The organism is Protaetiibacter larvae (assembly GCF_008365275.1).
GTDB classification, from domain to species: Bacteria; Actinomycetota; Actinomycetes; order Actinomycetales; family Microbacteriaceae; genus Homoserinibacter; species Homoserinibacter larvae.
In genome coordinates, this window is the sequence record NZ_CP043504.1 from 2226902 (window position 1) to 2239960 (window position 13059).

At 71.2% G+C, this 13059-nt stretch carries 13 protein-coding genes; 4 read left to right on the top strand and 9 right to left on the bottom strand.

Annotation, left to right across the window (positions count from 1 at the left end):
* Nucleotides 1-47 precede the first annotated feature (47 nt).
* Nucleotides 48-1712, bottom strand: a complete 1665-nt coding sequence (locus FLP23_RS10500) for an ABC transporter substrate-binding protein (RefSeq protein WP_149325814.1) — start codon at nt 1710-1712, stop codon at nt 48-50.
* 84 nt (nt 1713-1796) lie between these two features.
* Complete coding sequence (locus FLP23_RS10505; protein WP_246139966.1) at nt 1797-4289, bottom strand: beta-glucosidase family protein; 2493 nt, start codon at nt 4287-4289, stop codon at nt 1797-1799.
* A 212-nt stretch (nt 4290-4501) separates the two neighbouring features.
* On the opposite strand from FLP23_RS10505, the gene FLP23_RS10510 reads away from it, so the two are divergent.
* Nucleotides 4502-5227, top strand: a complete 726-nt coding sequence (locus tag FLP23_RS10510; protein WP_149325816.1) for a TetR/AcrR family transcriptional regulator — start codon at nt 4502-4504, stop codon at nt 5225-5227.
* A 7-nt stretch (nt 5228-5234) separates the two neighbouring features.
* Here FLP23_RS10510 and FLP23_RS10515 read toward each other — a convergent pair whose 3' ends face one another.
* Nucleotides 5235-6659, bottom strand: coding sequence for an amidase (locus tag FLP23_RS10515; protein ID WP_149325817.1), 1425 nt, complete (start codon nt 6657-6659; stop codon nt 5235-5237).
* Between the two features lie 62 nt (nt 6660-6721).
* Between FLP23_RS10515 and FLP23_RS10520 the strand changes: the two genes are divergently transcribed.
* Genes FLP23_RS10520 through FLP23_RS10530 form a run of 3 tightly spaced genes read left to right on the top strand, consistent with a single transcriptional unit; the run spans nt 6722 to nt 8768 of the window.
* Entirely contained in the window at nt 6722-7102 is a 381-nt protein-coding gene (locus FLP23_RS10520; protein ID WP_149325818.1) for a GntR family transcriptional regulator, read from the top strand.
* Nucleotides 7099-8007 (top strand): ATP-binding cassette domain-containing protein, encoded by a 909-nt coding sequence (locus FLP23_RS10525; RefSeq protein WP_149325819.1) that lies wholly within the window; start codon nt 7099-7101, stop codon nt 8005-8007. Before FLP23_RS10520 ends, FLP23_RS10525 begins: the two co-directional genes overlap by 4 nt.
* Complete coding sequence (locus FLP23_RS10530) at nt 8004-8768, top strand: hypothetical protein (RefSeq protein WP_149325820.1); 765 nt, start codon at nt 8004-8006, stop codon at nt 8766-8768. Before FLP23_RS10525 ends, FLP23_RS10530 begins: the two co-directional genes overlap by 4 nt.
* Before the next feature lie 38 nt (nt 8769-8806).
* Here the strand turns inward: FLP23_RS10530 and FLP23_RS10535 are convergent, their stop codons facing one another.
* Genes FLP23_RS10535 through FLP23_RS10560 form a run of 6 tightly spaced genes read right to left on the bottom strand, consistent with a single transcriptional unit; the run spans nt 8807 to nt 13037 of the window.
* The gene (locus FLP23_RS10535) at nt 8807-9385 is read right to left on the bottom strand and encodes a GNAT family N-acetyltransferase (protein WP_149325821.1); all 579 of its coding nucleotides are present in this window, start codon (nt 9383-9385) and stop codon (nt 8807-8809) included.
* On the bottom strand, nt 9385-10191 hold the full coding sequence (locus FLP23_RS10540; protein WP_149325822.1) for an ABC transporter permease: 807 nt from the start codon (nt 10189-10191) through the stop codon (nt 9385-9387). Before FLP23_RS10540 ends, FLP23_RS10535 begins: the two co-directional genes overlap by 1 nt.
* The gene (locus FLP23_RS10545; RefSeq protein ID WP_149325823.1) at nt 10191-11084 is read right to left on the bottom strand and encodes an ATP-binding cassette domain-containing protein; all 894 of its coding nucleotides are present in this window, start codon (nt 11082-11084) and stop codon (nt 10191-10193) included. The genes FLP23_RS10540 and FLP23_RS10545 overlap by 1 nt, the downstream gene beginning before the upstream one ends.
* Nucleotides 11081-11824, bottom strand: a complete 744-nt coding sequence (locus FLP23_RS10550) for a uracil-DNA glycosylase (RefSeq protein WP_149325824.1) — start codon at nt 11822-11824, stop codon at nt 11081-11083. Before FLP23_RS10550 ends, FLP23_RS10545 begins: the two co-directional genes overlap by 4 nt.
* Nucleotides 11821-12546, bottom strand: a complete 726-nt coding sequence (locus FLP23_RS10555) for a Type 1 glutamine amidotransferase-like domain-containing protein (protein WP_149325825.1) — start codon at nt 12544-12546, stop codon at nt 11821-11823. The genes FLP23_RS10550 and FLP23_RS10555 overlap by 4 nt, the downstream gene beginning before the upstream one ends.
* A complete protein-coding gene (locus FLP23_RS10560; RefSeq protein ID WP_149325826.1) occupies nt 12543-13037 on the bottom strand; it encodes a phosphoribosyltransferase in 495 nt (164 codons plus the stop codon). The genes FLP23_RS10555 and FLP23_RS10560 overlap by 4 nt, the downstream gene beginning before the upstream one ends.
* Between the last annotated feature and the right edge of the window lie 22 nt (nt 13038-13059).

Here is a 13059-nt window from a genome sequence, read left to right on the forward strand (position 1 = left end):
CGGGAGCACCCATTCACTGCTGTCCAGCTAGCGAGCTAGCTGGCGGGTCACTCGACCGGCTTGAGCTTCGTCAGGATGAGAAGCTGCTGCGGGCGGGTGGGCTCCGGAACGGCGTAGGGGTTCTCGTCAGAGGGCCATCCCACGTAGTTACGGGTGTTGAACTCGCCGATGAACGGACGGGTTCCGATGGGGAGCGCCGGCGCCTCGTTCACGAAGCCGCGCTGGATGACCTCGAGGGCCGCCTGGCGGGCGTCGTCGGAGTCCGCGTTCGCGTACTCCGAGAGGGCGTCGGTGATCTCGGCGTTGTCGAAGCGGCCGAAGTTGTACTGCTCCGACTGCTCACCGATCGGCAGGAGGCGCTTGCCGTCCATGACGTTCGAGTAGATGTCCCACGGGGTGAGACCGGTGTCGGTCCAGTGCAGGATCGCCTCGAAGTCACCGGTGCCCTTGGCGGCCCACCAGGTGTCGACGTCCGGGGTGTCGACGGTCGCGTCGATGCCGATCGCCTTGACCGAGTCCGCGATGAGCGTGATGCCCGTCACGTAGTCGCTCCAGCCCTGCGGAACCTGCAGGGTGAAGGTCACCACGGTGCCGTCGGGGTCGACGAGCTTGCCGTCGCCGTTCCAGGTGTAGCCGGCGTCGGTGAGGATCTCCTTCGCCTTGTCCACGTCGACCGTGTACTCCTGGCCCTGGAACTCGTCGATGATGTACGGGTCACCGGCCGGGGTCGGCAGGCCCGTCACCGAGGTGAGCGCCGGGATGGAGCCCTCACGGGCGATCTCGAGGTGCTTGCTGCGGTCGACGATGTAGTTCAGCGCCTGGCGCAGAGCCACGTTGTCGAACGGCTTCTTGGTCACGTTGAACCAGAGGGCGTCGACACCGAGACCCGCGGGAGCCCAGTACTTGTTGTGCTCCGGGTCCTTCGAGATGTAGGCGTCGTTGATGTTCGGGATGAAGCCCTGGGCCCAGTCCGCGTCACCGTTGGCGAGAGCCGTCGTCAGCGCCGTGTTGTCGTTGTACGACACGTAGAAGATCGTCGGCACGGCCAGCTTGCCGCCCCAGTAGTCGTCGCGCTGGTCCACGCGCACGCTCTGCGAGCTGAAGCTCGTGAGAGTGTACGGGCCGGTGCCGACGGGCTTCGGGTTGGTCTCGGTCGCGGGCTCGTCGATGCTCTCCCAGACGTGCTTCGGCACGATGAACTGGTGCAGCACCTTGTCGCGCTTCACGAACACGGAGTTCGTGAACGACACGGACACGACGTTTCCGTCGACCGACACGGTGTCGATGCCGAGGGCGTTGAACTCGATCTCCGGGTGCGCCTTGAGGTACTCGAAGGTGAAGGCGATGTCGTCGGCGGTGAAGTCCTCACCGTCGTTCCACTTCACGCCCTCGCGAGCGGTGAGCTCGACCGACCGGTAGTCGGGCGCCCACTCGATCTTCTCGGCGAGCCACGGCACCGGGTCCTGGGCGGGCTCGACGACGTTGACGAACGCGAGCGGCTCGAAGATGACGTTGACGTAGCCGAGCTTCAGGGCCGAGCTGTCGCCGACCCAGGGGTTGTTCGACTCGGTCGCAATCGCGCCGTCCGGCTTGGCGATCGTCAGGGCTGCGCCCTGCGGGGTGTCGCCGCCATTGCCACCGGCGGAGCAGCCGGTGAGCAGCAAGGCCGACGCGACACCGATCGCGGCGACCGAGGTGATCCACTTCTTCATGGACTCTCTCCTTGGTGAGTGTTCTTGGGGTTCCGGCATGTGCCGGAGAGGTGGGTGGTACCCGCGGAGTTGCTGTGTTCTCCTCTACTGTGCGTCGGGGTTTCCCACCTGGACCGCGGTGTCCAGGTGGAGATCTCGGACTGATCGCCCGACCCCGAGCCAGTAGTCCCCGGCAACGGTAGTCCAGCGATCCTGAGCGACGTCCCAGGCTTCGAAAGCGCGCCGAGGGACGGTGACGACGACCCGGCGGCTGGTACCCGCCGCGACGTCGACTCCAGCGAATCCGGCCAACCAGCGGACCGGACGTTCGATGGCCGCCTGTGCGGGCGGCTCGAGGTAGAGCTGCACGGTCTCGCGCGCGTCGCGCGCACCCGTGTTGCGGACCGTCACAGCGACCCGCAGCTCGCCGGCCGGCGTGAACTCCGGCGTCTCGAGCTGCTCGTAGACGAAGCTCGACCAGCCGAGGCCGTGACCGAAGGGGGCGGCGGGGGTGCGCTCGAGGCGCTCCCAGCCGCGGTAGCCCACATGGATGCCCTCGGTGTAGACGACGCGGCGGTCGGTTCCGGGGAGCGCGTGCGGCACGGGGACGTCGGAGGCGTCGGCCGGCAGCGTCCACGGCAGGCGACCGGCGGGTTCGAGGTCGCCCGCGAGCACGGCGGCGAGCGCGTGACCCATCTCCTGGCCCGGGAACCACACCCACAACACGGTGCGTGCGCGCTCGAGCCACGGCAGCAGGACGGGGGCGCCCGCGTTGACGACGATCACGGCGTCCGGGTCGACGTCGAGCACGCGCTCGACGAGCTCGTTCTGGCGCCCGGGGAGGTCGAGGTCGGCGCGGTCCCAACCTTCCGACTCGACCTCCTCGTTGGTGCCCACGATGACGACCGTGAGTTCGGCGCCGCGCGCGGCCTCGACGGCCTCGGCGAGCTCGGTGTCGGCGTCGGATCCCGGGGTGCGGTGGCGGAAGCCCGCGCGGATGATCGCGCCGTAGCCGCCGGCCCGGATCACGAGGTGCTCTGCCTCGACCACGACGGTGCGGGGCTCGACGATCTCCACCTCGCCGCCGTAGCCCTCGGGGGTGTTGATCGAGGAGTCGAGGATGACCTCCACGCCCGCGGGGGCGTCGTGCTGGGCGACGACGGTGCCGTCGATCGCGATGCGGTATCCGCCGACGGTCGCGACCTCGAGGCGGTGCACGCCGGGCTGACGGAGGGCGAGCTCGGCGCGGAGGGCCACACTGTGCACCTCGTCGCCGAGGTCGCGCAGCCAGCCGTCCCATGAGGTGAGGCGGCGGGTCTCGAGGAGCTCGCCGTCCACGTCGAGGAAGCGCGCCTCGAGCAGCGCGCCGTCGGGTGCCGCGGTGAGCTCGGCGAGCTCGAGGTCGGGGGCGAGTCGGCGCGAATCGCCCCCGCGGCGCACCACGAGCTCGGCGTCCGGGAAGCGCGCGACGAGGCCCTCGGCGGGCGACACGACGTGCGCGGGGTGCACGGTCGAGCTGCCGCCGCCGAGCACGTGCGGGCGCACGGCGTTCGGGCCGAGCAGCGCGATGCGCGCCGGGCTCGGACGATCCCAGACCGGGTTCTCCTCATCGCGACGCAGCACGACCGTCGACTGCGCGGCGACCCGCGTGATGAGGTCGTCGAGCGCGGGGCCGGCGTCGAGCGGGCGCTCGGGCACGTCGAGCGCGCCGACGCGGCGGGCGAGCAGCAGGATCCGGGCGACCTTGTCGTCGATGACGCTCTCGGGGACGCGTCCGTCGCGGACCGCGTCGAGGAGCTTCTGCTCCCAGGGCCCGCCGGGGCCCGGCATGACGACGTCGAGCCCGCCGAGCGCCGATCCCTCGGTCGACTTGGTAGCCATCCAGTCCGAGACCACGACGCCGTCGAAGCCGAGCTCGCCCTTGAGCAGCTCGGTCACGAGGTGGTGGTGGTCGGTCATCTGCGCGCTCTCGACGCCGTCGTCCACCTGGTTGTAGGCGGCCATGACCGACCATGCCTCGCCCACCTGCACGGCGTGCTCGAAGGGGGCGAGGTACACCTCGCGCAGCGTCTGCGCGTCGAGGGTGGCGACGTACTCGGTGCGGTCCGTCTCGGAGTCGTTGGCGATGTAGTGCTTGACGGTCGCGGCGACGCCCTGATCCTGGATGCCCCGGATCACCTGGGTGCCGATGACGGAGGTGAGCAGCGGGTCCTCGGAGTAGCACTCGAAGTGCCGGCCGCCGACCGGGGTCCGCTGGATGTTGACCTGCGGGGCGAGTACGGCGTCGACCCCGTGGCCGCGGGCCTCCCGCGCGAACGCGCGGCCGACCGCGAACGCGGTGTCGAGGTCCCAGGTGGCGCTCACGGCGCTCGGCGAGGGGAACAGCGCGGAGGTCTCCCCCGGCACTTCGCCGAGGCCGCGCACGCCGACCGGGCCGTCCGACATGGTGAGCGAACGCAGACCGATCCCGGGCAGTTCGTGGAGGCGCCAGACCGTCTTCCCGGTCAGCAGACGCACCTTCTCCTCGAGGGTGAGAAGCGGGAGGAGTTCCCGGACGTCGCCGTCGCGCTCGAGCGCGGGTGCGGCGCGATGGCTCACGGTGATACTCCTCGTCGTTGAGATGGGGGGTGCTGCGGAAATACTTACATGCCAGTCAGCAAGTTGCAACATGAGCGCGCACCGAAGGATCTTTTCCCTGGTCATCAGGCGTGTCGTGGGATCGCTCTCACGCGGCGACAGGCTCTCTGCGCCCGCCAAGGGAGGACATTCACTTACTCAGATGTAAGTAAGCCGGTGCTATAGTCGCCCGCATGACCACGCCGCGTCGTCGCGAGCCCAAGATGCGGCAGGAGACCATCCTCCGTCGGGAGGAGATCCTCAAGGCGGCGTTGCAGACCTTCGGCAGCAAGGGCTACAACAAGGCCCCGCTCACCGAGATCGCCGAGCAGGTCGACATGACCCACGCGGGCATCCTGCACCACTTCGGGTCCAAGGACCGGCTGCTGCTCGAGGTGCTCAGCTACCGCGACCAGACCGACGTCGCGCACCTCGCCGACCAGCACATCCCCGACGGGATCGAGCTGTTCCGGCACCTGGTGCGCACCGCACTCCTCAACAGCCAGCGCGCCGGCATCGTGCAGGCCTACGCCGTGCTCTCGGCCGAGTCGGTGACCGACGGCCACCCGGCGCGCGAGTTCTTCGAGGAGCGCTACGCGACGCTGCGCGGCGAGGTGCGGCACGCCTTCGAGGCGGTCTGCGCCGAGCACGAGGTGAGCGACCGCAGTCGGATCGACGACGGCGCCGCCGCCATCCTCGCCGTCATGGACGGCCTGCAGGTGCAATGGCTGCTCGCCCCCGACGCCGTCGACCTCGCGCGCTCGACCGAGTTCGCGATCCGCGCCATCGTCGCCGCCGTGGTCGACTCGCCCCCGTCGCTGCTCGACGCGCCGGCCGCGCCCCCCGCGGCGGCGACTCCGCCGCGCGAGCCCTTCGTCTCGCTCGGCGACTCGATGAGCCTCGGGGTCGCCGCGAGCTGACCCCGCCTCAGGCGCTCCAGGCGGGCGGATGCCGCCGCTGCCATCCGATGCGCCGCTCGAGCTGCGCGCCGATCGCGAGCAGCGTGCGCTCGCCCCCGGGACGCCCGACGAGCTGCACCCCCATCGGGATGCCCTCGGCGGTCTCGTGGACGGGGACCGTGATCGCCGGGAGCCCCGCGACATTCGCGAAGCTCGTGAAGGGCGTGTACTGCACCTGTTGCGCGAAGTTGCGCTCGCCGTCCGCCGCGTCGTACCACCCGATCGGCCGCGGGGTGAGGGCGAGCGCCGGCATCACGATCGCGTCGTAGGGCGCGAAGGCCGCGATGGTGCGCCGCTCGAAGCCCGCAAGCCAGGCGAGCGCGTCGCCGAGAGCGCGGGCGCCGAGCGCGCGCCCGCGCTCGACGAGCCAGCGGGTGAGCGGTTCGACGAGCTCGAGCTGTGCGTCGTCGAGCGGCAGGGTCGCGGCACCCGCCTGCCAGACCACGCGGAAGGCGTCGGCGTAGCCGGGCTCCTCCGGCATTCGCAGCTCCTCGATGCCATGGCCGATCGCGGCGAGCTCGACGAGCGCGCGTTCGAGCGCGGCATCCGCCGCCGGGTCGACCCGCAGCTCGTACGCGCTCGCCCACGGGCTGTCGCGCGTCACCGCGAGCTGGTAGCGCCCCTCGCCTCGCACGGCGGCCGAGAGGAACGGCCCGCCGTCGCCTCCTGGCGGTTCGGTCGCCCAGGCGGGGGCGGCGCCGGGCGGCGCGCAGAGCGCGTCGAGCAGCAGCCCGGCGTCGGCGACGCTGCGGGCGATCGGCCCCGCGACGACGAGCCCGGCGAGGCTCGCGAACCCGGAGGCGGCGACCACGCGCCCGCGCGAGGGCTTGAGCCCCACGAGGCCGGTCGCGGCGGCCGGGATGCGGATCGACCCGCCGCCGTCGGAGCCGGGGGCGACCGGCAGGAGGCCGGCGGCGACCGCGACCGCCGCCCCGCCGCTCGAGCCGCCCGCGCCGAGCCCGAGCGCGTAGGGGTTGCGCGCGGGGCGGCCGGCGAGCGGCTCGGTGTAGCTCGGGAAGCCGAACTCGGGCGCGGATGTCGCCCCGAGGCTCACCGCTTCCGCACGGTCCAGCACGGTCGCGAGCTCGTCGCTCGTCTCGGGCACGAATCCGGCGAAGGCGCGGGAGCCGAAGGTGGCGACGCGTCCCGCCCGGGCGACGAGGTTCTTGTCGGCGATCGGCAGCCCCCAGAGCGCGGCGGCGCGAGGGCTCGACGCCACGGCGTCGGCGCGTGCGAGCGCGGCATCCGCGTCGACGACGGCGAAGGCCCCGAGCGCGGGGTCGAGGCGCTCGATGCGCGCGAGGTAGTGCTCGGCGAGCTCGCGGGGGGTGAACTCGCCCCGTCGCAGGCCGTCGAGCTGCTCCACGGCGCTCAGGTGATGCAGCTCGAACACGTCTCGAGCGTATCGAGCCCTTGACATTCGATCCCGAGCCTGCTTGGTTAGTTACTCAAGTAATGAACCACCTATCCGCAGGAGCAACCGTGGACGACAGCCGCCCGATCTTCCAACAGATCGCCGAGCAGCTCGAGAACGACATCATCGCGGGTGTGCTCCCCGAAGAGACCCAGGTCCCCTCCACCAACGAACTGGCCGCGTTCCTGCGCATCAACCCGGCGACCGCCGGCAAAGGCGTGAACCTGCTCGTCGACGCGGGGATCCTCTACAAGAAGAGAGGCATCGGCATGTTCGTCGCCGAGGGCGCCCGCGCGCGCCTCGTGGCCCAGCGCCGCGACCAGTTCCGCGAGCAGTTCGTGACACCACTGCTCACCGAGGCGGGGAAGCTCGGGATCACCCCCGCGCAGCTCGCCGCGATGATCGAGGAGGGGGCACGATGAGCGTCGTCATCCGCACCGAGGGCCTCAGCAAGAGCTACGGCTTCGGCGGCAACGTCGTGCACGCCGTCACCGAGGTGGGCGTCGCCCTCGAGGAGAACCGCATCTACGGGCTCCTGGGCCGCAACGGGGCCGGCAAGACCACGCTCATGCAGCTGCTCACCGGTCAGGAGTTCGCCACCCGCGGCGCGATCGAGGTGTTCGGCGAGTCACCCGTCGAGAACGCCCGCGTGCTCGATCGCGTGTGCTTCATCAAGGAGAGCCAGCGCTACCCCGACGACTTCCGGGTCAAGCACGTGCTGCGCAGCGCACCCTGGTTCTTCGCGAACTGGGACCACGATTTCGCCGACGAGCTCGTCGCACGCTTCCGGGTGCCCCGGAATCGCCGGATGAAGAAGCTCTCCCGCGGGCAGCTCTCGGCCGTCGGCGTCATCGTGGGGCTCGCGAGCCGTGCGCCCCTGACCTTCTTCGACGAGCCGTACCTCGGCCTCGACGCGGTGGCCCGGCAGCTCTTCTACGACACGCTGCTCGCCGACTACGCCGAGCATCCGCGCACCGTCGTGCTGTCGACGCATCTCATCGACGAGGTCTCGAACCTGCTCGAGCATGTGATCGTCATCGACGAAGGCCGCATCGTCATCGATGCGGATGCCGACAGCCTGCGCGGCTCCGCGGTCGACGTGGTCGGGGCGCGCACCGCCGTCGACGCGTTCGTCGCCGACCGAGAGGTGCTGCACCGTGCGGGCCTCGGCGGACTCGCCACCGCGACAGTGGCCGGACTCGACGAACCAGGTCGCGTCGCCGCCCGCGCAGCCGGCCTCGAGCTCGCGCCCGTGTCGCTGCAGCAGCTCGTCATCCGCACCACCACCGGCGACAACGCCGACCGCACGAACGGAGTCACCCCATGAGCACCCTCACCGCCGCGCCCGCCGTCCCCGTCGCGCCCCCCTTCGCACGCGTCTGGCGGATCGCACGACTGCTCGTCGCCAACCCGTGGACCACGATCGGTTTCCCGATCGTCATCCTCACCGTGATCTTCGCGCTCAACTGGGCCATCTGGTGGGTGATCGTCGCGACGGTCGGCGCCGAGAACGCCGCCGACCCGACCCTCTACACCGGGGCGTTGTCGTTCGTGTTCATCTACATGCTCGTGGTGGCGGTGCAGGCGGTGAACCTCAGCTTCCCTCTCGCCCTCGGCTACGGAGCCACCCGCAGGGCGTTCTCGCTCGGCTCGGGCCTCGCCTTCCTGCTGCTCTCTGCGGGCTACGCGCTCGTGATGACGCTCGGCGCGTGGGTCGAACAGCTCACCGGGGGCTGGGGGCTGGAGGGGCAGTTCTTCCGCACCTTCACCTTCGTGACCGACGCCGGCTGGTTCGCGCAGTGGTGGGTGTACTTCTGCTGGCTGGTGTTCTTCTTCGCCACCGGCACGATCTTCGCCGCCGTGTTCGTCCGCTGGAAGGCGATCGGCCTCACGAGCGCCTTCCTCGCCCTCGCGATCCTCGTCGTCGGCGCGATCGCCGCACTGACCCTCTCCGGCAGCTGGCTGCGGCTCTGGGGCGCCCTCGACGCGCTCGGCACGCTCGGATTCGCGAGCGTCCTGATCATCCCGGCCGCCGTGGCTGCCGCCATCGCCCACCTCGTGCTTCGCCGGGCCACGCCGCGCGGCTGATCCCCGCGGGGGTCAGCCGCGCCTGCGGGGCGACAGGGCTACTTCAGGCTCTTCTGCATGAGCACGGTGCCGAGCCAACGGCCGAACTTGAAGCCGACCTTGCCCATGTGCCCGATCTCTTTGAAGCCGAAGGCTTTGTGCATGGCGATCGACGACTCCGCGCCCTTGTCGGCGATCACCGCGATGACCTCCTTGATGCCGGCCTGCTTCGAGCGGTTCAGCAGCTCCGTCATGAGCGCCGTGCCCAGCCCCTTGCCGGTCGAGGCGGCGCGGAGGTAGATCGAGTTCTCGACCGTGAACCGGTACGCGGCCTTCTGCTTCCAGGGCGAGACGTTCGCATAGCCCAGGATCTGCCCGCTCGGCGACACGGCCACGAGCCACGGGTAGCCGAGCTTCGCGTTGTGCCGGAACTTGGCGCGCAGCTCCTTGAGCGTCTGCGGATCCTCGTCGAAGGTCACCGTGGAGTTCGCGATGTAGTGGTTGTAGATCTCCCGGATGTCGGGCAGATCGGCCTCCACGGCATCCCGGATGCTGTAGGCGAAGGCGGGCTCCGGCGCGGGCCTCCGGCGCAGATGGGCGGGGAGTTCGCGCGGCGGGTTGTACTCCTCTTCGAGCATCAGGTCACGTCCCGGCGCCACGTGGTGAGGGCGCCGGCGACGAGGAAGACGGCGGCGTAGCAGGCGAGCACGAGTCCACCTTGCCACCATTCGAGGCTCTGCATCACCGCACCGTCGGTGGCGGCGATCGTGAAGACGCTGGAGCCGACGAGCGCATCGCTCGCGGCGCCGGGCAGGAACTTGCCGATCGCAGCCGTCCAGTCCCAGAACGCCGCCGCGAACCGCAGCAGCGGCTCCACGAACTGCGTGAACGCCAGCACGATGACGATCGTGGCGACCTGGTTCGGCACGAGCACCCCCAGCCCCGTGCCGATGACGGTCCACAGCGCGAGCGCGAGGACGATGCGTCCGATGAGCGCCCAGGTGTCGGCCTGATCCAGCAGGGTGTCGGTTCCGGTGGCGACGAGCACGATCGCGCCGAGCCCCACCGAGGCCAGCAGCGCGACCACCGCGTAGACCGCGCCGAACCCGAGCCCCACGGTCACCTTGCCGCCGAGCACGACGGCGCGACGCGGTGTCGCGAGGAAGGTGGGGGTGAGGGTCTTGTAGCGGAACTCGCCCGTGGTCATGAGCGCGCCGAACAGCAGGGGGAAGACGTAGCCGACGGAGGTGGCGAAGCTGTAGATGAGCGGCGGGATGCCCTCGGGCGGCAGCGCCGGTCCCTGCGGGTCGTTCGCGATGCCGCCGAACAGCGCGGCGAGACCCGCCGAGGTGAGTCCGACGTAGCCGAACAGGATGATCGCGAGGATCCACCAGATGCGTGTCGTGGTGACCTTCAGGTATTCGGAGCGGATCGAGCGCAGCATCAGCGGATCCCTCCCTCGCCGACGAGCTCCAGGAAGACGTTCTCGAGCCCTTCCCGTTCGGGGGCGAGGAGACTCAAGGCCACCCCGGCCGCGAGCGCGTGGGCGCCGATCGCCGTGGCGTCGAGCCCCGCGACGTGGAGGCCGTCGTCGGCGCTCTGCACATCGCCGCCCGCCGCCGCGAGCGCCCGGGCGAGCCCGGCGCGGTCGGGCGAGTCGACGAGCACGCGCGCACCGGTCTCGAGTGCGTCCAGGGTGCCTTCGTGCACGAGTCGCCCGCGCGAGATGATGACGACCCGGTCGACGGTCTGCTGCACCTCGCTCAGCAGATGCGAGGAGACGAGCACGGTGCGACCCTCGGCGGCGAGCGCCTTGAGGAAGCCGCGGATCCAGCGGATGCCCTCGGGGTCCAGTCCGTTGATCGGCTCGTCGAGCACGAGGGCGCCCGGGTCGCCGAGCAGGGCGAAGGCGAGGCCCAGGCGCTGCCGCATCCCGAGCGAGTAGCCTCCGGCACGCCGGTCACCGGCGCCGTCGAGGCCCACCCAGGCGAGCACCTCGTCGGCACGCGACGCGGCGATGCCGGCCGCCGCGGCCGCAACCCGCAAGTGGTCGCGCCCGGTGCGCCCCGGGTGAAAGCTGGAGGCCTCGAGGGCGGTGCCGACGACGCGCAGCGGGTCGCCGAGCTCGGCGTACGCGCGCCCGTCGAAGGTGGCCCGGCCGCTCGTGGGCCGCACGAGCCCGAGCAGCGAACGCAGGGTCGTGGTCTTGCCTGCCCCGTTGGGGCCGAGGAAGCCGGTGACGACCCCCGGCTCCACACGGAAGCTCAACTCGTCGACGGCGGTCGTGCCGCCGAATCTCTTCGTGAGGTTCGCGACCTCGATGACGGCACCTGTCATGGCTTCACGGTATCCGCGTCGACCGGGCGGCGTCCTCCCCCGTTCGGCGGAGATCCGGCCCGGCCCAGATCCCAGTCCACCGGCGCTCCGCCCGCCTCGGCGAGCAGCGCGTTGGCGCGGCTGAAGGGGCGAGAGCCGAAGAAGCCGTTGTGCGCGGACAGCGGGCTCGGGTGGGCGGAGGAGATCACGGGGGTCGCGCCGAGCAGGGGGCGCAGCGTGCCGGCGTCCCGCCCCCAGAGGATCGCCACGAGCGGCGCGTCGCGTGCGACAAGGGCCCGGATGGCGTGCTCGGTGACCGCCTCCCAGCCCATCCCGCGGTGCGATCCGGGCGAACCGGCACGCACCGTGAGCACGCGGTTGAGCAGCATGACGCCCTGCTCCGACCAGCCGGACAGGTCGCCGTGCTCGGGCGGGGCGATGCCCAGGTCGTCGCGGAGCTCCCGGTAGATGTTCTGCAGGCTCCGCGGGATGGGGCGCACGTGCCGGTCGACCGCGAAGGAGAGCCCGATCGCGTGCCCCGGGGTCGGGTAGGGGTCCTGGCCGACGATGAGCACCCGCACCTCGGAGAGCGGAGCCGCGAAGGCGCGCAGCACGTTCGCGCCCGCGGGCAGGTAGGGGCGGCCGGCAGCGACCTCCGCGCGAAGCAGCTCCCCCATCCGCGCGATCTGCGGCGCGACGGGTTCGAGCGCCTGCGCCCAGCCGTGGTCGACGAGTTCGGCGAGCGGCCGGGGGCCGCTCATGCGCCGAGTGTCCCGACGATGACGCCGGCCGGCTCGTCGAGCACCTGCCAGACGCTGCCCTCGCCGAACACCGCGAAGCCTTCGTCGGCGACGACGAGCACCGTGCGCTCGTCGATGCCGACGCCGCCGTCGACGAGCCCCGCCTCGGTCGCCGCGATGAGCCGCGACAGGGTGCCCCACTGGACGGCGTGCACGTCGACCGCCAGATCGATGAGCCCGAGCCCCTCGGCGACGGTCACCTCGTCGAGGTCCTCGGCCGCCTCCTCGGGGCACACCGCGACACCGTTGATGCGCCACCCGCCCAGGAGCGCGCGATCCGCGGCGATCATGGCGCCCGCCGAGAAGCCGAGGTACGGGAGGCCGTCGGCGACGAGCAGCCGGATCTCCTCCACGAGCGGGTCGACCGCGGCGAGGTAGGCGGGGGTGAGCCCGCCGCCGATGACGAGCCCGTCGATGGCGGTGAGCACGGAGGCCGGGAACTCCTCCCCGCTCGGGATGATCGAGACGACCGGCTCGCATGCCGCGACCTGCCGGAACGACTCCGGGTACCCGCTGCGGTACTCGGCCGACGGCGAACCGTCGTCCACCACGATGAGCACCGCGATGCGCGGCACCATGCGCCCGCTTCCCGCGGCGCGTGCGGCAGCCTCGGCGAGAAACGCGGAGGTGACCTCGGGATCGCCCTCCGGGGACCATCCGCCGCCCACCAGATGCACGCTCACGAGACCGCCTCGGCGGGGTAGGCGACCGGGCCGGCCGAGCTCCACGGGAACATGATCCACCGGTCGGTGCGCCGCCAGGTGTAGTACGGCTCGTGCACGGTCCCCGGCTTGGAGTAGAGGCACACGGTGCGCACCTCGCCGCCGCCCGCCTGCAGCAGTTGCAGCACGAGGTCGAGCGTGCGGCCGGAGTCGGCGACGTCGTCGGCGAGCAGGATGCGCTTGCCGGCGAGCGACTCGCGGTCGAGGGTCGGGGGCAGCACGACCGGCTCATCGAGGCGCGACTCGACGCCCGTGTAGAACTCGACGTTGAGGGTGCCGATCATCTTCACGTCGAGCGCATAGCCGAGGGCGCCCGCGAGCGGAAGCCCGCCTCGGGCGATGCCGACGATCGCGTCGGGACGGAAGCCGTCGCCCGCGATCGCCTCGGCGAGCTCCCGCGATGCCCGCCCGAACAGCCCCCAGTCCAGAATCTCGCGCTCGTCGTCCGTCATGGCACCACGGTAGCGAGCCCGC

Excerpts from the sequence above, each read along its gene's own strand:
- FLP23_RS10530 (WP_149325820.1), top strand. The coding sequence starts at position 8,004 with ATGAGCACCCTCACCGCCGCGCCCGCCGTCCCCGTCGCGCCCCCCTTC.
- FLP23_RS10560 (WP_149325826.1), bottom strand. The coding sequence starts at position 13,037 with ATGACGGACGACGAGCGCGAGATTCTGGACTGGGGGCTGTTCGGGCGG.
- FLP23_RS10525 (WP_149325819.1), top strand. The coding sequence starts at position 7,099 with ATGAGCGTCGTCATCCGCACCGAGGGCCTCAGCAAGAGCTACGGCTTC.
- FLP23_RS10540 (WP_149325822.1), bottom strand. The coding sequence starts at position 10,191 with ATGCTGCGCTCGATCCGCTCCGAATACCTGAAGGTCACCACGACACGC.
- FLP23_RS10510 (WP_149325816.1), top strand. The coding sequence starts at position 4,502 with ATGACCACGCCGCGTCGTCGCGAGCCCAAGATGCGGCAGGAGACCATC.
- FLP23_RS10520 (WP_149325818.1), top strand. The coding sequence starts at position 6,722 with ATGAACCACCTATCCGCAGGAGCAACCGTGGACGACAGCCGCCCGATC.
- FLP23_RS10550 (WP_149325824.1), bottom strand. The coding sequence starts at position 11,824 with ATGAGCGGCCCCCGGCCGCTCGCCGAACTCGTCGACCACGGCTGGGCG.
- FLP23_RS10500 (WP_149325814.1), bottom strand. The coding sequence starts at position 1,712 with ATGAAGAAGTGGATCACCTCGGTCGCCGCGATCGGTGTCGCGTCGGCC.
- FLP23_RS10535 (WP_149325821.1), bottom strand. The coding sequence starts at position 9,385 with ATGCTCGAAGAGGAGTACAACCCGCCGCGCGAACTCCCCGCCCATCTG.
- FLP23_RS10545 (WP_149325823.1), bottom strand. The coding sequence starts at position 11,084 with ATGACAGGTGCCGTCATCGAGGTCGCGAACCTCACGAAGAGATTCGGC.